This window comes from Streptomyces sp. NPDC045956 (assembly GCF_056430705.1).
Genome location: NZ_JBWKKZ010000018.1, coordinates 2,718 through 23,468, shown reverse-complemented (window position 1 = coordinate 23,468; position 20,751 = coordinate 2,718). Strand labels below are relative to the sequence as shown.

Sequence of the window (20,751 nt, the reverse complement as noted above, 5' to 3'; positions counted from 1 at the left end):
GTCGCGAGAGCCGGCCCGTCCCCGGCGCGCGGTCCTGATCGGCGCCGTGCGGACCGTACGCTGATGCGCATGGGTGCTTCGAAGACCAAGCGGATGCCGCGTGCGGTGCGGGAGCAGCAGATGCTGGACGCCGCCGTGCGCATCTTCGGGCAGCGGGGCTACATGGCGGCGTCGATGGACGAGATCGCCGAACTGGCGGGCGTCTCCAAGCCGCTGGTGTACCTGTACCTGAACTCGAAGGACGACCTCTTCACCGCCTGCATCCGCCGCGAGGCCCGCGCCCTCACCGAGGCGGTGCGGGCCGGTGTGCTGCCGGGACTGTCCGCCGACGGGCAACTCTGGTCGGGACTGCGGGCGTTCTTCGACCACACCGCGCGCCACCCGGACGCCTGGCGGGTGCTGCACCTGCACGCCCGCACCCACGGGGAGCGGTTCGCGGCCGAGGTGGCGGTGATGCGCGCGGAGATCGTCGCCTTCGTCACGCAGCTGATCGCCGCCGCGGCGAGGGACGCGCACCGGGACCCGCACCTGCCCGAGGGCGAGGTCGCCGGGCTGGCCGAGGCGCTCGTCGGTGCCGCCGAGGCCCTCGCGGACTGGGCGAGCGCCACCGAGGGCGTCACCGCGAAGCAGGCGGCGGCGACCCTGATGAACTTCGCCTGGGCCGGACTGGGCGACCTGATGGCGGGCCGGCCCTGGTCGGCACCGGACGAGCCGGACGCCGACCCGGCGGCTCAGGCGGCCCAGGCGGCTCAGCCGGCCCCGGTCCGGGCCGGATAGGGGCCGACCTCGCCCGACAGGTGCAGCCGGTCGCCGGCGCCGCGCAGTTCGAAGCGCCCGCCCTCGGCCCCGTACCGCACCGTCCCCGGCAGCAGCACCGGTGCGCGGAACTCGGCCCGCACCACGGCCGCGTCCGGCGTCCCGTGCTCCGCGAGGCACCGGGCCACGGTCCACATGCCGTGCGCGATGGCCCGGGGGAAGCCGAAGAGGCGGGCGGTGAGGGGGTGCAGGTGGATCGGGTTGCGGTCGCCGGACGCGGCACCGTAGCGCCGTCCGACGTCGCCGGCGAGACGCCACTCGGCACGGGTGGGCAGGGGCCCGGGGGCCGCGGCGGGGGCGTGCCCGGCCTCGGGTGGGGGTCCGGGCGTGCGGTGGCGGGCCAGGTACGTGCTGCGCGACTCCCAGACCAGGTCGGTGCCCTCCCGCAGCCGGGTCACCACGGACGCCTCGGTGCCGCGCCGGTGCGGGGCGAGCCCCTCGACGTGGACGGACAGCTCGTAGGCGGCCGTCGCGGTCAGGACGGTGTGCCCGGTGATGTCGATGGAGGTGTGGACGAGCCCGAGCAGCGGCAGCGGGAAGCGCCGGTCGCTCATCAGCCGCATGGCGGCGGGGAAGCCCAGGACGTGCGGGTAGGTGACCGGCAGCGCGTCCGCCCCGGTCGGGAACCCGCAGGCCCGCTCGTAGGCGGCCAGGCGCGCGAGGTCGACGCGCAGGCCGGGCAGGACCAGCCGGGTGCGGGGGAAAGCGGCGTCCGCGCGGGGCCGCTTGAACGGGGACAGCAGCGCGCCGCGCGCGAGGAGCGGCACGAGGGCGGGCGGGCCGCTCAGGATGGTGACGGGGGAGGACGTGTCCTGGGCGGGGGAGGGAGAGCCTTCGGCGGGGGAGGGGGTCCCCTGGGCGGAGGCGGGCGTGTCCTGGGCGGGGGAGGGAGAGTTTTCGGCGGGGGAGGGGGTCCCCTGGGCGGAGGCGGGCGTGCCCTGGGCGGAGGAGGGGGAGCCTTCGGCGGGGAAGGGGGACCCCTGGGCGGAGGCGGGCGTGCCCTGGGCGGAGGAGGGGGAGCCTTCGGCGGGGGAGGGTGACCCCTGGGCGGAGGCGGGCGTGCCCTGGACGGGGGAGCGGGACCCCTGGGCGGAGGCGGGCGTGCCCTGGACGGGGGAGCGGGACCCCTGGGCGGAGGCGGGCGTGCCCTGGACGGGGGAGGGAGAGCCTTCGGCGGGGGAGGCCGTGCCCTCGGCGGCGGAGGCGGCGGAGCCCTCGGCGGCGGAGCCCTCGGTGGGGGAGGCGGGGTCCATCACGCCCCCAGCAGGCTCTGGCCGCAGACCCGGACGACCTGGCCGTTGACCGCGCCGGAGGCCGGGTGGGCGAGCCAGGCGGTGGTGCGGGCGACGTCGGCCGGGAGACCGCCCTGGGCCAGGGAGTTCATGCGGCGCCCGGCCTCGCGGATGAACAGCGGGACCGCCGCCGTCATCTTCGTCTCGATGAAGCCCGGCGCGACCGCGTTCACCGTCACCCCGTGCCCGGCGAGCGCGCGCGGGGCCAGCGAGCGGACCAGGCCGGCGATCCCGGCCTTGCTCGCACCGTAGTTGGTCTGGCCGGCGTTGCCCGCGAGCCCGGCGATGGAGGCGGTCGCCACGATCCGGCCGCCCCGGTGCACCGCGCCCGCGGCCAGCAGCGCGTCCGTGGTGCGCAGGACGCTCGCGAGGTTGACGTCGAGGACGGAACTCCAGCGGTCGGCGCCCATGTTGACCAGGCGCCGGTCGCGGGTGATGCCCGCGTTGTGGATCAGGACGTCGAGTCCGCCGGGCAGGGCGGCGGCGATGCGCTCGCCCGCGTCGGCGGCGGTGATGTCCAGCGCGAGGGGGGTGCCGCCGAGGCGCTCGGCGAGCCCGCGTGTCTCCCGCTCCGCCTGCGGCACGTCGAGGACGACGACGTGGGCGCCCTGCTCGACCAGCGTCTCGGCGACGGCGGCGCCGATGCCGCGGGCGGCGCCGGTGACCAGTGCGGTGCGTCCGGCGAGGGGGCGGTCCCAGTCCTCCGGGGCGGTGACGGCGGCGCCGTCGGGGGCGACCTCGATCACCTGGCCGCTGACGTAGGCGGAGGCGGCGGAGAGGAGGAAGCGGAGGGTGGACTCGGCGGCGGGGGCGTCGGTGAGCCGGACCAGGTTGACCGTCCGGCCCCGCCCGATCTCCTTGCCGAGCGAGCGGGTGAAGCCCTCCAACGCCTGCTGGGCGGCGCCCTGGTGGTGGTCGTCGGGGTCGAGCGGGGCACCGAGGACGACGATCCGGCCGCTCGTGGCGACGGACCCCGCGACGGGGTGCAGGGCGGCGTGCACCCCGGCGAGCCCGTCGACGTCCCGCACGCCGGTGGCGTCGAGGACGACGGCGGCCGGGTGGCCGTCCCCGCCCGCGGCGAGACCCGTGCGGGCCAGCACGGGGGCGAGGTCCAGGTCGGACCTGCCGGCCGTGAGGTGCAGCAGGCCGCCGTCCAGCGCGTCCCGCCGGAGCGGTGCGGGCCGTGGGAGACCCAGGCGCCGGGTGAGGAAGCGGCCGGGCGCGGTGCCGGTGAAGCTGAGATAGCGGTCGGCCATGTCCTGTCTCCCCAACGGCTGTGCGGCGTGTGCCGACTTTGCTTACTCTGGAGTAAGGTTACCGGAGGTAAGCCTATGTCACGGGTGAGGAGCAGGTCGAGATGAGCCCCCTGGAACCGCCCCGGACGCGCCGCGTCGCGATCGTCGGCGGCACACGCGTCCCCTTCGCCCGCTCCGACGGCCCCTACGCCACCGCCTCCAACCAGGAGATGCTCACCGCGGCCCTGGACGGCCTGGTCGAGCGGTACGACCTCCAAGGCCCCGGCGCGGTCGGCGAGTTCGTCGCGGGCGCGGTCCTCAAGCACAGCCGCGACTTCAACCTGGCCCGCGAGACGGTCCTCGGCTCGGCCCTTGACCCGCGCACCCCGGCCTACGACATCCAGCAGGCCTGCGGCACGGGGCTCCAGGCCGTGATCGCCGCCGCCAACAAGATCGCCCTCGGCCAGATCGAGTCGGCGGTCGCGGGCGGCGCCGACACGGCCAGCGACGCGCCGCTCGGCGTCAACGACCGCCTGCGCCGCATCCTGTTGGAGGCGCGCCGGGCGAAGTCGCTCGGCGGCCGGGCGAAGGCGCTGGCGAGCATCCGCCCGGGCCACCTGGTCCCGGACATCCCGCGCAACGCGGAGCCGCGCACCGGCCTGTCGATGGGCGAGCACGCCGCGGTGACCGCCCGGGCCTGGGGCGTCACCCGCGAGGCGCAGGACGAACTGGCGGCGGCGAGCCACCAGCGGCTGGCGGCGGCCTACGAACGCGGCTTCTTCCAGGACCTGGTGGTCCCCTTCCGCGGCCTGGCCCGCGACCAGAACCTGCGCCCCGGCTCCACCGCGGAGAAACTCGCCGCGCTGAAGCCGGTGTTCGGCCTCTCCGGGGACCGCCCCACGATGACGGCGGGCAACTCCACGCCCCTGACGGACGGCGCGGCGACGGTCCTGCTGGCGAGCGAGGAGTGGGCGCGGGCCCGCGGGCTGGAGCCGCTGGCGTACCTGACGGCGTACGAGACGGCGGCCGTGGACTTCGTCGGCGGCGATGTCGCGGGCGGTGAGGACGGCCTGCTGATGGCGCCGGCGTACGCGGTCCCGCGGATGCTGGAGCGGGCCGGGCTGGGCATCGAGGACTTCGACCTGGTCGAGATCCACGAGGCGTTCGCGTCCCAGGTGCTGGCCACGCTGGCGGCCTGGGAGAAGCGGGGTCTGGCCCCGGTGGACCGGGCCCGTCTGAACGTGGCCGGTTCCTCGCTGGCGACCGGCCACCCCTTCGCGGCGACGGGGGCCCGCGTCGTGGCCACGCTGGCCGCGCTGCTCGCCGAGCGGGAGGGGCCCGGACGCGGGCTGATCTCCGTCTGCGCGGCCGGTGGCCAGGGTGTGACGGCCGTACTCGAACGAACGTGACTTACTGGCAGGTAACCCCCGACACTGCACACCTCCGGCGCGGGACCATCCCCGAACCCGCACCAACTTTCCACGGGGGCCCCGTACGATCCCCGGACTGACCGCCGGTAACCCCGGGTTCCGGGGGCGCCGGTGAACGCCTCGGCGCGCGAGGCGCGTACCTCACGCAGCAGAGCACTGCCGGCCGCGCAGTGCGCGCGACGCGGTGTCGCCGCTGCACGTCACAGGAGCCGCCCGTGTCCACCTCGCTTCCCTCCTTCGCCGCGTCCGCCGCCTACGCCGACTCACCCGGCCCCACCCTGGTGGAGCCCGAGACGCGGCGGCTGGACGGGGCCGTACGGGAGGCGTACGTACCGCCGTTCGCCCCGCCGGTGCGGCACGGCTCCCTCGCGGACCTGCCCTTCGACAACGCGGCCGCGGCCCCCCACCAGGTGGTCCTCAGCCGCAGGTCGGCGCAGGGGGAGTGGTCCGACGTGACGGCGGCCGAGTTCGCCGGGCAGGTGCTGGCCGTCGCCAAGGGCATGATCTCCGAGGGCCTCATGCCGGGCGACCGCATCGCGATCATGGCGCGGACGACGTACGAGTGGACGCTGCTGGACTTCGCCGCCTGGGCGGCGGGCCTGGTCACCGTCCCCGTCTACCCGACCTCCTCCCTCTTCCAGACCCGCTGGATACTCCAGGACTCCGGCGCCGTCACCTTGGTCACCGAGACCACCGCGCAGGCCGCGGCCATGGGTCCGGAACTGGACCGCGTCCCGGACCTGAAGCACCTGTGGGTCATGGAGAAGGGGCACGTGGAGCGGCTGGCGGAGCTGGGCGCGCAGGTGCCCGACGCGGAGGTGGAGGTCCGCCGGGGCATGCTGAGCCCGAGCACCCTCGCCACCCTGATCTACACCTCGGGCACCACCGGCCGCCCCAAGGGCTGCGCGCTGACCCACGGGAACTTCTTCGCCGAGGTCGACAACGCCATCGAGCTGCTCTACCCGGTCTTCAAGGCGCAGACGGGCGAGGAGCCGTCGATCCTGCTCTTCCTGCCGATGTCCCACGTCTTCGGCCGCATGGTCGCCGTGGCCTGCGTCCGCGCCCGGGTCCGCCTCGGCCACGCGCCCAGCCTCAGACCGGAGGACCTGCTCCCGGACCTGGCGGCCTTCCGGCCGACCTGCCTGCTGACCATCCCGTACATGCTGGAGAAGGTCTTCAACAGCGCCCGCGCCAAGGCCGAGTCGGGCGGCCGGTCCTCGGCCTTCGACCGCGCCGTCTCGGTGGCGGTGCGCTACGGCGAGGCCATGGAGGCCCGCCAGACGGGCGGGGGCGGCGGCCCGGGCCGCGGTCTGAAGACCGCCCGCTCCTTCTACGACCCCCTGGTCTTCCGCAAGATCCGCAACGCCATGGGCGGCCGGGTCCGCTACGCCATCTGCGGCGGCTCCCCGCTCGGCCGCCGCCTGGCCGCCTTCTACGCCGGTGCCGGCATCGAGATCTTCGAGGGCTACGGCCTCACCGAGACGACGGCCGCGGCGACGGTCACGCCCCCGCTGAAGCCGCGCCTCGGCACGGTCGGCTGGCCGCTGCCCGGCACCCGCGTCCGCATCGCCGCCGACGGCGAGATCCTCGTCGCCGGCGACCAGGTCCTGCCCGGCTACTGGGACCCGCAGGCGGGCGGCGTCGTCCCGGCCGCCCCCGACGGCTGGTTCGCCACCGGCGACATCGGCAGCCTGGACGACGAGGGCTACCTGACGATCACCGGCCGCAAGAAGGAGCTGCTGATCACCGCGGGCGGCAAGAGCGTGGCCCCGGCCCCCCTGGAGAACTGGCTGCGCTCGCACCCCCTCATCTCCCAGTGCATCGTCCTCGGCGACCGGCGCCCCTACGTCTCCGCCCTGTTCACCCTCGACCCCGACGGCCTCACCCACTGGCGCCGCATGAACGGCAAGCACCCGGTGCCGCCCGAGCTGCTGACCGACGACGAGGAGGTCCTGGCGGTGCTCCAGCGCGCGGTCGACGAGGCCAACAAGCTGGTCTCCCGCCCCGAGTCCATCCGCCGCTTCGCCGTCCTGCCCCGGGACTTCACCGAGTGGGAGGGCCATCTGACCCCCTCGATGAAGCTGCGGCGCGAGGCGATCATGCGGGACTTCGCGGGTGCGGTGGAGGGACTGTACGACGGCTCCTGACCCCGCCCGGCGCTCAGCGGCGGGCGATCAGGCAGGCTTGCGGGACCTTGGCGGAGCTGTCCTCCTCCTGCACGCGCACCGTCTGCGACAGCACGGTGAACCCGGCCGCCTCCAGCAGCCGGGCCACCGGTTCCGGCCGCCGCCGCTCGTAGTCCAGGGAGACCGGGTGGCCGAAGGGCCGGTCGACCCGGCTCGGCGCGTCGCCGACCTGGAAGGCGAGGAGCAGATGCCCGCCCGGCGCCAGCACGCGCCGGATGCCGGCGAAGAGGTCCGGCAGCCGCTCCCACGGCGTGTGGATCGACGAGTACCAGGAGACGGCCCCCGCGAGGGCGCCGTCCGGCAGGTCCAGCTCCAGCATCGAACCCTGCTCGAAGCGCAGGCCCGGGTTCTCGCGCCGGGCGATGGCGAGCATCGACGCGGAGAGGTCGACGCCGAAGACCCGCAGGCCCAGCGAGGCCAGGTGCGCGGTGACCCGGCCGGGCCCGCAGCCGAGGTCGGCCACCTCCCCGTCCGGCCCGACCATCTCGGCGAACGCGCCCATCAGCGCACGGTCCAGGGGGGTGCCGGCGCCGAGGTGGCGGAAGCGGTCCGCGTAGTCCTCGGCGATGGTGTCGTAGAAGTCGCGGGTGGTGGTGACGAAGGCGGTGTCGGTGGCCCCGGTGGCCCCGGTGGCCCCGGTGGCCCCGGTGGTGTCGGCGGTCGCGGCGGTCGCGGCGGTCGCGGTGGTGTCGGTGGTCCCGGTGGTCCCGGTGGTCCCGGTGGTGTCGGCGGTCGTGGCGGTCGTGGCGGTCGCGGTGGTCCCGATGGTGTCGGCGGTCGCGGCGGTCGTGGCAGTCGCGGTGGTGTCGGTGGTCCCGGTGGCCTGGTCGGTCGTGGCGGCGTCGTCGGTCATGGCGCGGACCCTAACGGCGCCCACCGACAGAGGGCCTCGTTCCAGCCTGCCGCCCGCAGTGCAGCCATGAGCGAGCGGGGCCTCATTCCAGCCCCGCCGCCCGCAGCGCCGCCGTCACCGCCGCCGCCCCCAGCACCACCACCGCGAACGGCGCCCGCCGCCAGGCCAGTACGCCCCCCGCCAGCACCCCCAGCGGCCGCGCCCAGCCCGCGAAGCCGCCCGCCTCGGTGAGCGCCCCCGTCGCCAGCAACGCCACCAGCAGCACCACGGCACCGGCGGACAGCAGCTCCCGCGCCCGTTCCGGCACCGTCACCCGGCCGTGCAGCGCCGGACCGACCAGACGGAAGGCGTACGTCCCGACCGCCAGCGCCAGGATCACGGCGACCATGGCACTCACGCGGCCTCCTTCCGGACGGGTGCGCGGTGGAGGAACAGGCCGGTCAGCGCCAGCAGCACCGGCACCCCCGCCGGGACGGCCGGGGTCAGCGCCAGGGCCACCGCGGCTCCGGGCAGCGCCGCCCGGCGCAGACCGGCGTCCTCCCGCAGCGCGGGGAGGACCAGGGCGACCAGCACGGCGGGGAAGGCGGCGTCCAGCCCGTACGTCGCCGTGTCGCCGAGCGCGGTGCCGGCCAGCGCCCCGAGCAGCACGCCGAGGTTCCACACCGCGAACAGCGCCACACCCGACAGCCAGAAGGCCGCCCGCCGCCGCTCCGGGTCCCGCTGGGCCAGGGCGAACGCGACCGTCTCGTCGGTGACCAGATGGGCTCCGACCAGCCGCGCCACCCGTCCCGTACCGATGGACTCCGCGATCGCCAGGCTGAAGGCCGCCGTACGGGTGTTCAGCAGCAGGCCGGTGGCGGCCGCGGCCACCGGGCCGCCGCCCGCCAGCAGCACACCGACCGCGCTGAACTGGGCGGAGCCCGCGTACACGAGCAGCGACATCACCACCGGCACCCACACCGGCAGCCCGCCGGCCACGGCGATCGCGCCGAACGAGACGCCGACGACACCGCCGGCGGCGCTGACGAGGGCCACGTCCTTGAGCAGCTCGGGGTCCCGGGGCCGCCCGGACGGAGGAGACGGGTCTGTTCGCTGTACCGAACGCATGTTTCCTACAATGGACAGACTGATCCTTGTTCGTCAAGCTGAACGAACGTACCGATGGAGCGAACACCATGCCCGAGCCGGCCTCCACCCGCCCGCCCCTCGACTGGATCGCCGCCTCCCTGCGGCGCGAACGGACCCGGGCCGGACTGTCCCTGTCCGAGCTGGCCAAACGGGCCGGGGTCGCCAAGTCCACGCTGTCGCAGCTGGAGGGCGCGAGCGGCAACCCGAGCGTGGAGACGCTCTGGGCGCTGGCCGTGGCCCTCGGCGTGCCGTTCAGCACCCTGGTGGAGCCGCCGGCCGCCGCGGTGCGGGTGATCAGGGCGGGGGAGGGGCCCCAGGTGGGTTCCGAACGCGCCGACTACACGGCCACCCTGCTCTCCTCCAGCCCGCCCGGAGCGCGCCGGGACCTCTACCACCTGCGGGCGGAGCCGGGGGCGGCCCGGGAGTCCGAACCGCACCTGCCGGGCACGGTCGAGCACCTGGTCGTCGGCAGCGGGCGGCTCCTGGCCGGACCGCGCGGGGAGAGCGTGGAACTGGGACCCGGCGACTACCTGACCTACCGCGGGGACCTGCCCCACACCTACGAGGCGCTGACGCCGGGGACGGCGTTCGTCCTGGTCATGCAGCACGTGTGACGAGGGGGAGGCGGGGAGGCGAGGGCTCCGGCGCAAAGGCAGGAGCCCCGTCGCCTGACGGCGCGGGGCTCCTTGGGTACTGCTGTCAATCAGACAGGAGTGACGTTCTCCGCCTGCGGGCCCTTCGGACCCTGCGTGACGTCGAAGGACACCTGCTGGTTCTCCTCGAGGGAACGGAATCCCTGAGCATTGATCGCGGAGTAGTGGACGAAGACGTCCGGGCCGCCGCCTTCCTGGGCGATGAAACCAAAGCCCTTTTCGGCGTTGAACCACTTCACGGTTCCGGTAGCCATAAGCCCTCCTTGGGCCCAAAGGGTTGCCCTGCTCCAGAACCAGCAAGTGTGAAGACTGGAATGCTGCACAACTGCATACGTCTGAGAACGACGAGAGCCCGCGGTCACATGCTCCGCAGGCTCTGTACTGCAAGGGAAACCAAACTGCAACTTGCTGTGAGCCTAGCACGCAGGCCCCCGAGCGCAACAGAGGCCAAGATCACTTCACCCGGACGTTTGAACGCCTCCGCCGTTCGGCTGACGCCGGGGGTCGGCGGCGGACGGAATCCGGGGGAGGGCTAGCCTCGCGATGTGGACAATTCTCGCACCCGGCCGCGCGTCGGCCACATCCAGTTCCTGAACTGCCTGCCCCTGTACTGGGGGCTCGCGAGAACAGGCACGCTCCTCGACTTCGAGCTCACGAAGGACACCCCGGAGAAGCTCAGCGAGCAGCTGGTGCAGGGCGGTCTCGACATCGGCCCCGTCACCCTGGTCGAGTTCCTCAAGAACGCGGACGACCTGGTCGCCTTCCCCGACATCGCCGTCGGCTGCGACGGCCCGGTCATGTCCTGCGTGATCGTCTCCCAGGTGCCGCTGGACCGGCTGGACGGCGCCCGCGTCGCCCTCGGCTCGACCTCCCGCACCTCGGTCCGCCTCGCCCAGCTGCTTCTCGCCGAGCGTTTCGGGGTCCAGCCCGACTACTACACCTGCCCGCCGGACCTGAGCCTGATGATGCAGGAGGCCGACGCGGCCGTCCTCATCGGCGACGCGGCCCTGCGCGCCAACATGATCGACGGCCCGCGCTACGGCCTCGCCGTGCACGACCTGGGCGCGCTGTGGAAGGAGTGGACGGGCCTGCCGTTCGTCTTCGCGGTGTGGGCGGCGCGCAAGGACTACGCCGAGCGCGAGCCCCTGCTCACCCGCCAGGTGCACGAGGCCTTCCTCGCCTCCCGCAACCTCTCCCTGGAGGAGGTCGGCAAGGTGGCCGAGCAGGCGGCCCGCTGGGAGGCCTTCGACGAGGAGACCCTCGCGCGGTACTTCACCACCCTCGACTTCCGCTTCGGCGCCCCGCAGCTGGAAGCGGTCACCGAGTTCGCCCGCCGGGTCGGCCCGACCACCGGTTTCCCGGCGGACGTGAAGGTGGAGCTGCTCCAGCCCTGACGGGCCGTCCGCGGCCCCGGGCCCCCGGGCGGGCTGCGCACTACCCTGCTTCCAGGTACCGGCGTTCGGGGGACACGGGGGAGGGGTGGACGCCATGCGACCGCTCGAAGTCGACGAACCCACGGTCGTGGGGCCCTACCGGCTGCTGGGCCGACTGGGCTCCGGCGGCATGGGCCGGGTCTACCTGGGACGCAGCTCCGGCGGCCGCACGGTCGCCGTGAAGATCGTGCACCCGCACTTCGCGCTCGACGAGGAGTTCCGGGCCCGGTTCCGGCGCGAGGTGGACGCCGCGCGCCGGGTGGGCGGCGCCTGGACCGCGCCCGTACTGGACGCCGACCCCGAGGCGCGGGTGCCGTGGGTCGCCACCGCCTACGCGGCCGGGCCGTCCCTCACGGCGGCCGTCGCGGACGGCGGCCCGCTCCCCTCCCACTCCGTGCGGGCGCTCGGCGCGGGCCTCGGCGAGGCGCTGGCCGCGGTGCACGAGCTGGACCTCGTCCACCGCGACGTGAAGCCGTCCAACGTCCTGCTCACCCTCGACGGCCCCCTCCTGATCGACTTCGGCATCGCCCGCGCCACGGGAGGCACCGCCTCCCTCACCTCGACGGGCGTCTCGGTCGGGTCCCCCGGGTACATGGCGCCCGAGCAGATCCTCGGCAAGGGCGTCACCGGGGCGGCGGACGTCTTCTCGCTGGGCGCGGTGCTGGCCTACGCGGCGACGGGCGAGCCGCCCTTCCCCGGCGACTCCTCCGCCGCACTGCTCTACAAGGTCGTCCACGAGGAACCCCGGCTCGGCGCCCTGGACGGTGAGCTGCGGGACCTGGTGGCGGCCTGCCTGGCCAAGGACCCGGCCGCCCGCCCGGCCCCGGGCGAGGTGGCCCGGCGACTGGCCCCCGAGGGCGCGGCGCACCTGGTGACCGGCGGCTGGCTGCCCGGCCCGCTGGTGGAGCGCGTCAGCCGCAGCGCCGTGCACCTGCTGAACCTGGAGGCGGCGGAGTCCGCGTCGGGGCCGGTGGGGTTCAGCCGGCCGTCCGTGGGCGGGGCGGAGGCGAGCAGGACCGGGTCCGGAAGGGCGGAGGCGGGTGGGACCGGGTCCGGAAGGGCGGAGGCGGGTGGGACCGGGTCCGGAAGGGCCGAGGCGGGCGGGACCGGGTCCGGAAGGGCCGAGGCGGGCGGGACCGGGTCCGGAAGGGCCGAGGCGGGCGGGACCGGGTCCGGAAGGGCCGAGGTGGGCGGGACCGAGGCGGGTGGGACCGAGGCGGGTGAGGCGGAGGCGGGCGGAGCTGCGGCAGGCGGGGCGCCCCGGGTGTCCGGCGCCTTCGGGCCGGCGCCGGTGATGCCCACGCCGACGGTGGTCCCTCACCCGAGGGACGCGGGCGGCGGCACGGGCGGAACCGGGCACGCCACCCCGACACCCGGCAGACTCTCGCTGTCCGTCGCGGCCACCTCCACCCGGGACACCGGTGGCCGCAAGGGCCGCAGGCTCAGCTGCACGGTGGCCCTCGCGGTGGCGGGGGCGATGGCGGCGGTGACGGTCGGCTCGGTGTTCGTGTTCGACCTCCTGCCCGGCTCGGGCGGCGAGTCCCCGCCCGGCGGCTCGGACACCGCCACCCAGTCGCCGTCCGCGCCCCGCACCGTCCCCGGGCGCTACGTCGGCACCTGGGAGGGCCAGGCGGTCGCCGTCCAGGGCAACCTGCCCCTCGGCACCTTCCGCCTGACCGTCCGCGAGGCCACGGTGGGCCGACCCCTGGGCACCCTGCGCCACACCGACATCTTCGGCGGCACCTGCGACGACCTGCTGACCCTCCGGAAGGTGACGGCGACCCAGATCGTCGCCGACGCCGTCGGAGCCGAAGCCAACCGGGACGTCTGCAACCCGGCCCTCCACACCGTCCACCTCACCCCCGTCGGCGACGACCTCCGGTACGAGTCCGACAGCGAGGCCTCGGGCCGCCCGAAGGCACGGCTGTCGAGGACGGAGTGACCGACGGGTCGCCTCCCGGGGCACGGTTCGCCGAAGCGACGTCCGGCCCCTGCGTCCCGCCCGGCCGCCGCGGTCACTACTGTGTCAGCGCCGGGCCCGCCGCCGCGGCAGGGCGGCCGGCGAACCGTCACGGTCCGCCCCCCACGGGCGAACCCGCCGCGACGCCGCACGGCCCCCGGGCCCAGGCACCGCCGGACGCCGGGGCCCCGGGCGGCCGTACGCACCGCCGGACGTCCGGGACATGGGCGGCCGGGTCCGCCGTCGCAGACGGACAGTAGTCTCCGTTGCCGGAGCAACGAACACGGCCGCGAGGCCGACGGGGAGGAAGACCACCATGCGGATGCTGGTCACGGTCGTCAGCGAGGGCGGTGAGCCGCACGACGTCGTCGTCACGGCGGACGACACCGCGACGGCCGGCGACGTCGCCCAGGCGCTGTCGACGGAACTCGGCCGAAGCGGAGCCCCGGTGGGCATGCCGTCGAACGTCAGGGTCATGCCCGGCATGGCACCGCCCTCGTTCCCCGGCCACGGGGCGGCCGGGACCGGCGGACCCGCCCTGTGGGCCGACGGCGTGCTCTGCGACCCGGCGGCGCCCGTCGCCCGGGTGTTGCAGGACGGCATGCGCGTCACCGTGGACGACTCCATGGGCCCGCTGCTGCGCAAGGGAGAACCCGTCGGCCAGTTCGAGCTGAGGGTGGCCGGCGGACCCGCTTCCGGGCGGGTGGTCCGGCTCGGAGTCGGCGTGACCACCCTCGGGTCGGCGCCCACCTGCACGCTCGTCCTGCCCGGAGCCGCCCTGCCGCCGATCGCGCTCCGCGTCGCGATGGACATGCAGGGCAACGCCACGCTCGGCCCCGAGGGCGGCGCCGAGGTACAGCTGGACGACGAACCGGTGACGGCGCCCGGGACGCCCTGGCCGCCGGACGGCGTCGTACGCCTCGGCGACTCGCTCCTGGTCCTGGCCCGCGTCGCCGCGCCGGACGCGCACCTGTCCGCGATGAGCGAGGGCGGCCTCGCCTACAACCGCCCGCCGCGGCTGTCCCCGCTGCGGCCCCGTCGCCGCCTCGTGGTGCCGGTGGCGCCCAGCAAGGGGGAGCGGGCCCGCTTCCAGCTCCTCATGGCGATCATGCCCATGGCCTTCGGCATCGGCATGTACTTCCTCACCAAGCAGATCTACATGCTGCTCTTCTGCCTGATGAGCCCGCTGATGATGGCCGCGCAGTGGATCAGCGAGAACCGCGAGGGCAAGAAGAAGCACCGGACGTCGGTCAAGCAGTACAAGAAGGACCTCGCGGCCCACCAGGTCGAACTGGCCGCCCTCGCCAAGGAGGAGCAGCGCGCCCGCCGGGCAGACGCCCCCGACCCGGCCGAGGTCCTGCTCTTCGCCACCGGCCCGCGCCGCCGCCTGTGGGAGCGCCGGCTGACCGACCCCGACGCCATGCAGCTGCGGATCGGCGTCGGCAACCTGCCCTCGGACGTGGAACTCGTCCTCGGCCGCGGCGGCTCCATGTACGAGGAGGACGCCCCGGACCCACCGGTCCTCGCCGACGTCCCGGTCACCCTCCCCTTCGCCCAGCTCGGCGTGGTCGGTGTCGCCGGCGACCGGGAACGGGCACTGGCCACCGCCCGCTGGCTCGCCGTGCAGGCCGCGGTCCTGCACAGCCCGCGCGACCTCTCCCTGGTGTCCCTCACCGCCACCCCCCACGCCGGCGCCGACTGGCACTGGGTCCACTGGCTGCCCCACACCAGCCCCGACCAGGGCCAGGACTGCGTAGCCCTCGTCGGCTTCGACTCCGAGACCGTCACCCGCCGCGTCAACGAGCTGCTCAACGAACTGGCCCGGCGCAAGGCCGCCCGCGAGCAGAACTCCACGACCGGCCAGCTCTACCCCGACCCCAACGTCCTGCTCGTCCTCGACGGCGCCCGCCTGCTGCGCCGCGTACCCGGCGTGCCACAACTCCTCAGCGAAGGCCCGCGGTACGGCATCCTCGCCCTCTGCGTCGACGAGGACGAGCGGCTGCTGCCGGAGGAGTGCAAGGCCGTCGTCGCCTGGTCCCCGGACGCGGCCCACCACGTGCGCGTACGCGGCCACGGGCTGGAGTCCGCCGGGGACGTCCTGGCCGACCAGGCCGTGCCCGCCTGGTGCGAGCTGCTCGCCCGTTCCCTCGCGCCGGTGCGGGACGTCAGCCGCGACGACGCCGGCGGCGCCCTGCCCACCGCCGCGCGACTGCTGACCCTGCTGGGCATGCCCGACCCGTCCGGAACCGACGTGGAGCGCGTGTGGCGGGCGGGCGGTTCGTCGACCGCCGCGCCCGTCGGCATCGCCGCGGACGGCCCCTTCGTCCTGGACATCCGGCGGGACGGCCCGCACGCGCTGGTCGCCGGCACCACCGGTGCCGGCAAGTCCGAGCTGCTGCAGACGATCATCACCTCGCTCGCCGTCGTGAACCGCCCGGACGCGCTGAACTACGTCCTCATCGACTACAAGGGCGGCAGTGCCTTCATGGACTGCGCCCGGCTGCCGCACACCGTCGGCATGGTCAGCGACCTCGACGCCCACCTGACCGAACGGGCGCTGGCCTCGCTCGCCGCCGAACTGCACCGCCGCGAAAGGATCCTCTTCGACGCCGCGGCCAAGGACATCGAGGACTACAACGACACCCGCAAGCTCCGTCCCGAACTGGAGCCGATGCCCCGACTCGTGCTGGTCATCGACGAGTTCGCCTCCCTGGTCGCCGAACTCCCCGACTTCGTGGCCGGCCTGGTCGACATCGCCCGCCGGGGCCGCTCCCTGGGCGTGCACCTGATCCTGGCGACCCAGCGACCCGCAGGCGTCGTCAGCGCGGACATCCGCGCCAACACCAACCTGCGCATCGCGCTGCGCGTGACGGACGCCTCGGAGTCCATCGACGTCATCGAGGCCCCCGACTCGGGCGCCATCGCCAAGTCCACCCCCGGCCGCATGTTCGTCCGCTCCGGCGCCCAGTCCCTGGTCGGCGTCCAGTCCGCCCGTATCGGCGGCCGCCGCCCCGCGATCGGCGGGACCGGCCCCAAGGCGACCCTGCTGACCCTGCCCTGGCACGCCTACAGCCGCCCGCTGCCCAAGCGCGACGAGGCCGAGGACGACGGCACCATGGTCACCGACCTGGCCGTACTCGTGGACGCCGTGTGCGACGGTGCGCGCCGGATGGGCTTCGGCGAGCAGCGCAGCCCCTGGCTCGACCCGCTCTCCGAACTGGTCACGGTGGACGAGGCGACGGCGTACGCCTCCCCGGCCGGACCGGAACCGGCGACGGACGTCGCGCCGATCCCGTACGGCCTGATCGACCTGCCGGCGCGGCAGACCCGCATGCCGCTCTCCCTCGACCTGGTGCACGGCGAGCACACCATGATCCTGGGCGGTGCCCGCTCGGGCCGCTCGACGGCCCTGCGCTCCCTGGCGGGCTCCCTGGCACGCGGCACCTCCCCGCACGACGTGCACGTCTACGGCATCGACTGCGGCTCCAACGCGCTCCTGCCGCTGATGCGGCTCCCCCACGTCGGCGCCGTGGTCACCCGCGACGAACCGGACCGGGTCCGCCGCCTCATCGAGCGACTGCTCGCGGAGATCGCCCGACGTCAGCAACTGCTCGCCATGGAAGGCGCCTCCAGCGCCGCCGAGCAGCGCGCGACCGCCGATCCCGAGGACCGCCTCCCCTGGATGGTGCTGCTGCTCGACGGCTGGGAGGGCTTCGCCTCGACCTTCGAGGCGTACAACTACGGCTCCCTCCTGGAAGCGGCCCAGCGCATCTTCCGCGAGGGCTCCGCGGTCGGCCTCAAGGTCGTCATGACCGCCGACCGCACCGGCCTCAGCGGCCACGTCTCGTCCGCCTTCGCCGACCGGCTCATCCTGCGCTTCGCCGACCCGAACGACTACTCCACGGCCGGACTCCAGGCCCGCGAGGTCCCCAAGAACATGCCGCCCGGCCGAGCCCTGCGCATCACCGACACCGGCGTGGACGAGACCCAGATCGGCCTCCTCGCCCCGGACCCGGCCGGCCAGGCCCAGGTACGCGCCCTGCGCGAGATCGCCGAGGAGACCGCCGCCCGCCACGGCCGGATCCCCGCGGCACGCCGCCCCATGCGGGTGGACGCCCTCCCGTCGCACATCACGTCCACCGAGGCCCTCGCCCTCGACCCCGACTTCACGCCGCCGTCCGCCCTCTGGGCGCTGATCGGCGTGGGCGGCGACGAACTCCACCCCATCGGCGTCGACCTGGAGGAGAGCGGCCCCGGCTTCGTCATCGCCGGCCCGCCCAAGTCCGGCCGCTCGACGACCCTGATGGCCGCGACGGAGTCCCTCCTGCGCGCCGGGACGCCGGTGGTCCTGGTCGCCCCCCGCCGCTCCCCGCTGCGCGACCTGGAAGGACGGGACGGCGTCCTCGGCCTCCTCAACGCCGACAGCCGCGAGTCCGACCTGGACGAACTGGTGGCCAAGGCGAACGGCGGCGCCTACGCCGTCGTCGTCGACGACGCGGAACTGCTCTACGACACGAGTCTCGACGAGGCCCTGGAAACGGTGGTCCGCAAGGGCGCCGACGGCGGCATCGGCCTCATCGCGGCCGGCTCCACGGACAGCCTCTCCGGCCAGTACCGGGGCTTCGCCGTCGAGGCCCGCAAGTCCCGCAACGGCATGCTCCTCACCCCCCAGAGCCCCTCCGAGGGCGAACTCTTCGGCATCCGCCTCCCCGCGAACGCCGGCGGCGGCCCAGCAGGCAGCGGCCTCTTCGTGACCGGAGGCTCCTTCATGCCGATCCAGGCAGTACTGAACGACTGACGCCGCGTCACTACACGGCACGACTGCGGGCCCCTGCTTGGGAGGCGGGGGCCCGGGTCTTTTGTCTAGGGCTCGAGCTTGGTCAGGGGGACGGGACAGACGGGGGCTGCTTCGGATCCGTCGGCGCTGGCTGGGGGGTCGGGGGGCCAGTTCTTCAGCACCCAGTGGCGACGGAGGACCAATGTGACGGTCATTGCCAAGCAAACGGCTGTGAGGGCAGATGCGCCATATAGGGGCCAATTGATAGGAGGATCACTGACCCAGCTGGCGGTGAGGATGCGGGACGGATCTGCGGCGTCATAGTTGACCAGCACGGAGTTTCCCTCATGAAGGTCTGGGTACATCCCTGCGTAATCGCTAAGGTCTACCGTGATCCCGAGTTTTGGGCCTGAGGCGAACTTGACTTTGACGTACTTGGGCTTGTTGTCGACTGCGGTCACCTTCGCGTGCGCGATGGATCCGTGAGACCGCAAGTCGTGCACCAAGACGTGCGGCGGCAGCCAGAATAGAGTGACCATTCCAGCGGTCAGCAACAAGAAGCCAATATGGGCAGCGATCAAACGGCGCCGGGGAAGCTGTGGTGCTGGTCTGTACGCAGCTCGCCTGGCTGCCTTCCGCTGAGTCTCAGCCACGTGGGGCGGCAAAACATACTGATCTGGACGGCGTCTTGTCTTCTTCTCATGCACTGGGTGCCTGCCTCACGTGAACCATCCACTCACTTTACCTTTGACGCTACTCGTAACATCTTTGGCAAGGCTCGTAACGGCATTCACAGCCCTTTGGCCTACCGGGTGCTTGATGGCATACGAAATTCCGTACCCGACGCCAAAGCCGAGCACTACGCCTGCGGCGATGCCCCAGCCAACTGGCCCGCCGACTGCCGCAACAAAGGTCATCGTCCCCCAAGTCATGGCAGACCCTGCCGCCATACCTCCGACATTCGCGGCGATGGCGACGTCCGCTTCTGTGTCGTGAGTGACGTCCCAGCCGATGGCCCCGATGGTCAGTACCGTCCCCACCAAAGGCAGCTTTCCGCCCGCATGCAGTGATCGACCGAAGAGGGAGGTCGAGCTGGGCGGGCAGAGGCCCGGTACCTTACTCACCAGCCAGCTTCCCCCGTCCGCGACGGACGCCTCCATCAAGCGTGAGAACGGTCCCATCCCGAACTTGCCGAGGATCCTCTCCGCCTCACGTACTGATTGCCTCGACGCTCGGGCCGCGCGCTTGGTCTCGTTCTTGAACTTCCTCTTGTCCTCCTTGCTCATGGCGTTGAGGCGCTGCTCGTACAGCCGACTCGCTTCGTCGGAGAACCTCTGCGAACGCTCCCAGAAGTGCCCGGCGTACTTCGCCTGCATACCGATGACCGACGCCAACAACCCGGCTGTGTCGGACCAGGTGTCCGCAGGGTCGCCCAGATTCTTCACGGCCGTCTTCGTATGCATCCAGGCCATGTCCCAGAGGGTCTTGTCATCCCCCTGCATCAGCGCCCGGTTGAACACCGCAGTCGGCTGGTCCTCACCCAAGTCCCCGTGGAAAAGAGCGGCCGCCTTCTCGAACCCCGGCGCAGGGGAGTGGGCGTAGATCGCGGCGGTGAACGCCGAGCCGAACACCTTCACGTCGTTCTCGGCGGTCGACGCGCCGGCGGCCGCAACCGTCACCGGAAGAACCTCGAGCAGCTTCGGGTCCATTCTGGCGAAGAAGGCCGACGCGAAGTCCGGATCGCCCTTGTGCTTCGCCAACTCCGCAGCGATCCGATGGAAGGCGGCACCCGACTCGCCCGCTCCGGGGGCGAGCGTCTCGTTCATCTCGTCGGCGAGCTTCTTCCCGCCCGCCCGCGCTTCCGCCACGGTCGGAACGGGCTCACGCAGGTGCACCATGGCGTCGCGTCTGACGCCGCCCGGTTCGGTCTCCATGGCCGCTGCCAGCACCTGTCTGCGCCGCAGCATGGGCAGCTCGTCGTCCACCCACGCTGCGATCTTCCCGATCTCCCCGAGGTGCGTGGTGTCCACCCCGAGGCGCTGGAACCGGGTCGCGTACGAGGATTTCGCGCCGTGCAGCGCCTTGCTGCCGCGGGCGAGGTCGTCGATGGTCCTACGGAGGTTCTCCGGATTGATTCCGTTGAAGTCGGGGTCAACCACGGCCGGACTCCTGCTCCCCCTCGTCGGCCGGTCGCGGATCGACCAGTACGGTCCGCACCCCGGACCCGGCGAGGCAGTTCTCCAGTTCACCCGTAGGGATGATCACCCACGACTGCTGCTCACCCATCGCCTCGACCAGAAGCGGGACCGACGTGAAGGCGAGAGCGGTGAGGTGGGGCGTGCCGTCGTCGCCGGTCGTCGGCAGGAGGGCCGCCTCGACCTCGCTGTCGCCCAAGGGAGTGCCGTCGGGATTGCGCGCCACCTCGGCCAGTGTGGGCAGCACAAGGAACTCGGGATTCGCCCGAGTTGTGTCACGGGACGTCATCGCCTCAGATTATGTGCTGGTGAGAGGCGGACCGGATTCGCTGATGCTGCTGCGGCAGCAATGTGTTGACCAGTCGATGTCGAAAATATGAAAAGCAGCAGGGAGGTCCTTGTGGCGGAGCAGGGAGCGAAAGTGTCCAACCCGAAAAGAGCCGACCTGGAAAATCTCCGCAATGACCTGGCCAAGGAGGTGGAAAGCCTTCGCAAGACCCTCAAGACCCCGACCGAGGAGATCGGCGGGGACAAGGTCTGGGTCGGGAAGAACGCGCGTGCCTGGCACCGGGAGTTGGACGGCCGGCACCGTAAGCTCGCGGAGCAGGTCGGGAAGTTGTTGCCCGTCGTCGACGCGGCCATCCGCGGTGAACCCGAGAAGGTGTCGGCGGCCGAGGCGCGCTCGTACCACCAGGCCCGGTGAACGCCGTCGGGGGGGGGGGGGGGGGGGGGGGGGGGGGCAGAACAAAGGGACCACGAGGGGCAACCCGCCAGGTTGTGGCGATGCGAGGAA

At 73.3% G+C, this 20,751-nt stretch carries 16 protein-coding genes; 8 read left to right on the top strand and 8 right to left on the bottom strand.

Going from position 1 to position 20,751, the window contains the following annotated elements; all coding sequences use genetic code 11:
- The first annotated feature begins 69 nt into the window (after positions 1-69).
- The gene (locus tag AC07FV_RS33560) at positions 70-777 is read left to right on the top strand and encodes a TetR/AcrR family transcriptional regulator (RefSeq protein ID WP_479091441.1); all 708 of its coding nucleotides are present in this window, start codon (positions 70-72) and stop codon (positions 775-777) included.
- Here AC07FV_RS33560 and AC07FV_RS33555 read toward each other — a convergent pair.
- Together AC07FV_RS33555 and AC07FV_RS33550 are read right to left on the bottom strand one after the other, a co-directional pair.
- The gene (locus AC07FV_RS33555) at positions 750-1,607 is read right to left on the bottom strand and encodes a MaoC family dehydratase (RefSeq protein WP_479091544.1); all 858 of its coding nucleotides are present in this window, start codon (positions 1,605-1,607) and stop codon (positions 750-752) included. The genes AC07FV_RS33560 and AC07FV_RS33555 overlap by 28 nt on opposite strands.
- Before the next feature lie 461 nt (positions 1,608-2,068).
- Positions 2,069-3,364: a 3-oxoacyl-ACP reductase gene (locus AC07FV_RS33550; protein ID WP_479091439.1), complete on the bottom strand. Its 1,296-nt coding sequence runs from the start codon at positions 3,362-3,364 to the stop codon at positions 2,069-2,071.
- A gap of 101 nt (positions 3,365-3,465) precedes the next feature.
- On the opposite strand from AC07FV_RS33550, the gene AC07FV_RS33545 reads away from it, so the two are divergent.
- Entirely contained in the window at positions 3,466-4,752 is a 1,287-nt protein-coding gene (locus AC07FV_RS33545; RefSeq protein ID WP_479091437.1) for an acetyl-CoA C-acetyltransferase, read from the top strand.
- Between the two features lie 236 nt (positions 4,753-4,988).
- Positions 4,989-6,920 (top strand): AMP-dependent synthetase/ligase, encoded by a 1,932-nt coding sequence (locus tag AC07FV_RS33540; protein ID WP_479091435.1) that lies wholly within the window; start codon positions 4,989-4,991, stop codon positions 6,918-6,920.
- A gap of 13 nt (positions 6,921-6,933) precedes the next feature.
- Here the strand turns inward: AC07FV_RS33540 and AC07FV_RS33535 are convergent, their stop codons facing one another.
- The 3 genes from AC07FV_RS33535 to AC07FV_RS33525 all read right to left on the bottom strand — a co-directional run bounded on the left by AC07FV_RS33535 (position 6,934) and on the right by AC07FV_RS33525 (position 8,919).
- Entirely contained in the window at positions 6,934-7,527 is a 594-nt protein-coding gene (locus AC07FV_RS33535; RefSeq protein WP_479091542.1) for a class I SAM-dependent DNA methyltransferase, read from the bottom strand.
- 367 nt (positions 7,528-7,894) lie between these two features.
- Positions 7,895-8,200 carry an AzlD domain-containing protein gene (locus AC07FV_RS33530; protein WP_479091540.1) on the bottom strand — a complete coding sequence of 102 codons (306 nt, stop codon included), beginning with the start codon at positions 8,198-8,200 and terminating at the stop codon, positions 7,895-7,897.
- Between the two features lie 5 nt (positions 8,201-8,205).
- Positions 8,206-8,919, bottom strand: coding sequence for an AzlC family ABC transporter permease (locus AC07FV_RS33525; protein WP_479091433.1), 714 nt, complete (start codon positions 8,917-8,919; stop codon positions 8,206-8,208).
- A 68-nt stretch (positions 8,920-8,987) separates the two neighbouring features.
- On the opposite strand from AC07FV_RS33525, the gene AC07FV_RS33520 reads away from it, so the two are divergent.
- Positions 8,988-9,554, top strand: coding sequence for a helix-turn-helix domain-containing protein (locus AC07FV_RS33520; protein ID WP_479091432.1), 567 nt, complete (start codon positions 8,988-8,990; stop codon positions 9,552-9,554).
- An 89-nt stretch (positions 9,555-9,643) separates the two neighbouring features.
- Here the strand turns inward: AC07FV_RS33520 and AC07FV_RS33515 are convergent, their stop codons facing one another.
- On the bottom strand, positions 9,644-9,847 hold the full coding sequence (locus AC07FV_RS33515) for a cold-shock protein (protein ID WP_003974443.1): 204 nt from the start codon (positions 9,845-9,847) through the stop codon (positions 9,644-9,646).
- A 291-nt stretch (positions 9,848-10,138) separates the two neighbouring features.
- Between AC07FV_RS33515 and AC07FV_RS33510 the strand changes: the two genes are divergently transcribed.
- The 3 genes from AC07FV_RS33510 (at position 10,139) to AC07FV_RS33500 (ending at position 17,784) form a co-directional block, all read left to right on the top strand.
- Positions 10,139-10,987, top strand: a complete 849-nt coding sequence (locus AC07FV_RS33510; RefSeq protein ID WP_356609293.1) for a menaquinone biosynthetic enzyme MqnA/MqnD family protein — start codon at positions 10,139-10,141, stop codon at positions 10,985-10,987.
- A gap of 94 nt (positions 10,988-11,081) precedes the next feature.
- Positions 11,082-12,968 (top strand): serine/threonine-protein kinase, encoded by a 1,887-nt coding sequence (locus AC07FV_RS33505; protein WP_479091430.1) that lies wholly within the window; start codon positions 11,082-11,084, stop codon positions 12,966-12,968.
- 334 nt (positions 12,969-13,302) lie between these two features.
- Positions 13,303-17,784: an FtsK/SpoIIIE domain-containing protein gene (locus tag AC07FV_RS33500; RefSeq protein WP_479091429.1), complete on the top strand. Its 4,482-nt coding sequence runs from the start codon at positions 13,303-13,305 to the stop codon at positions 17,782-17,784.
- A 698-nt stretch (positions 17,785-18,482) separates the two neighbouring features.
- Here the strand turns inward: AC07FV_RS33500 and AC07FV_RS33495 are convergent.
- Together AC07FV_RS33495 and AC07FV_RS33490 are read right to left on the bottom strand one after the other, a co-directional pair.
- Positions 18,483-19,922, bottom strand: coding sequence for a hypothetical protein (locus AC07FV_RS33495; protein WP_479091427.1), 1,440 nt, complete (start codon positions 19,920-19,922; stop codon positions 18,483-18,485).
- Positions 19,915-20,247: an SAV_915 family protein gene (locus AC07FV_RS33490; RefSeq protein ID WP_479091425.1), complete on the bottom strand. Its 333-nt coding sequence runs from the start codon at positions 20,245-20,247 to the stop codon at positions 19,915-19,917. The genes AC07FV_RS33495 and AC07FV_RS33490 overlap by 8 nt, the downstream gene beginning before the upstream one ends.
- A gap of 111 nt (positions 20,248-20,358) precedes the next feature.
- Here AC07FV_RS33490 and AC07FV_RS33485 point away from each other — a divergent pair, with 111 nt between their 5' ends.
- Complete coding sequence (locus AC07FV_RS33485; protein ID WP_479091423.1) at positions 20,359-20,661, top strand: hypothetical protein; 303 nt, start codon at positions 20,359-20,361, stop codon at positions 20,659-20,661.
- Positions 20,662-20,751 lie beyond the last annotated feature (90 nt).

Bases quoted from the DNA above. Each gene is read 5' to 3' on its own strand.
- AC07FV_RS33490 (WP_479091425.1), bottom strand. From the start codon at position 20,247: ATGACGTCCCGTGACACAACTCGGGCGAATCCCGAGTTCCTTGTGCTG.
- AC07FV_RS33545 (WP_479091437.1), top strand. From the start codon at position 3,466: ATGAGCCCCCTGGAACCGCCCCGGACGCGCCGCGTCGCGATCGTCGGC.
- AC07FV_RS33515 (WP_003974443.1), bottom strand. From the start codon at position 9,847: ATGGCTACCGGAACCGTGAAGTGGTTCAACGCCGAAAAGGGCTTTGGT.
- AC07FV_RS33520 (WP_479091432.1), top strand. From the start codon at position 8,988: ATGCCCGAGCCGGCCTCCACCCGCCCGCCCCTCGACTGGATCGCCGCC.
- AC07FV_RS33500 (WP_479091429.1), top strand. From the start codon at position 13,303: ATGCGGATGCTGGTCACGGTCGTCAGCGAGGGCGGTGAGCCGCACGAC.
- AC07FV_RS33505 (WP_479091430.1), top strand. From the start codon at position 11,082: ATGCGACCGCTCGAAGTCGACGAACCCACGGTCGTGGGGCCCTACCGG.
- AC07FV_RS33550 (WP_479091439.1), bottom strand. From the start codon at position 3,364: ATGGCCGACCGCTATCTCAGCTTCACCGGCACCGCGCCCGGCCGCTTC.
- AC07FV_RS33525 (WP_479091433.1), bottom strand. From the start codon at position 8,919: ATGCGTTCGGTACAGCGAACAGACCCGTCTCCTCCGTCCGGGCGGCCC.
- AC07FV_RS33530 (WP_479091540.1), bottom strand. From the start codon at position 8,200: ATGGTCGCCGTGATCCTGGCGCTGGCGGTCGGGACGTACGCCTTCCGT.
- AC07FV_RS33560 (WP_479091441.1), top strand. From the start codon at position 70: ATGGGTGCTTCGAAGACCAAGCGGATGCCGCGTGCGGTGCGGGAGCAG.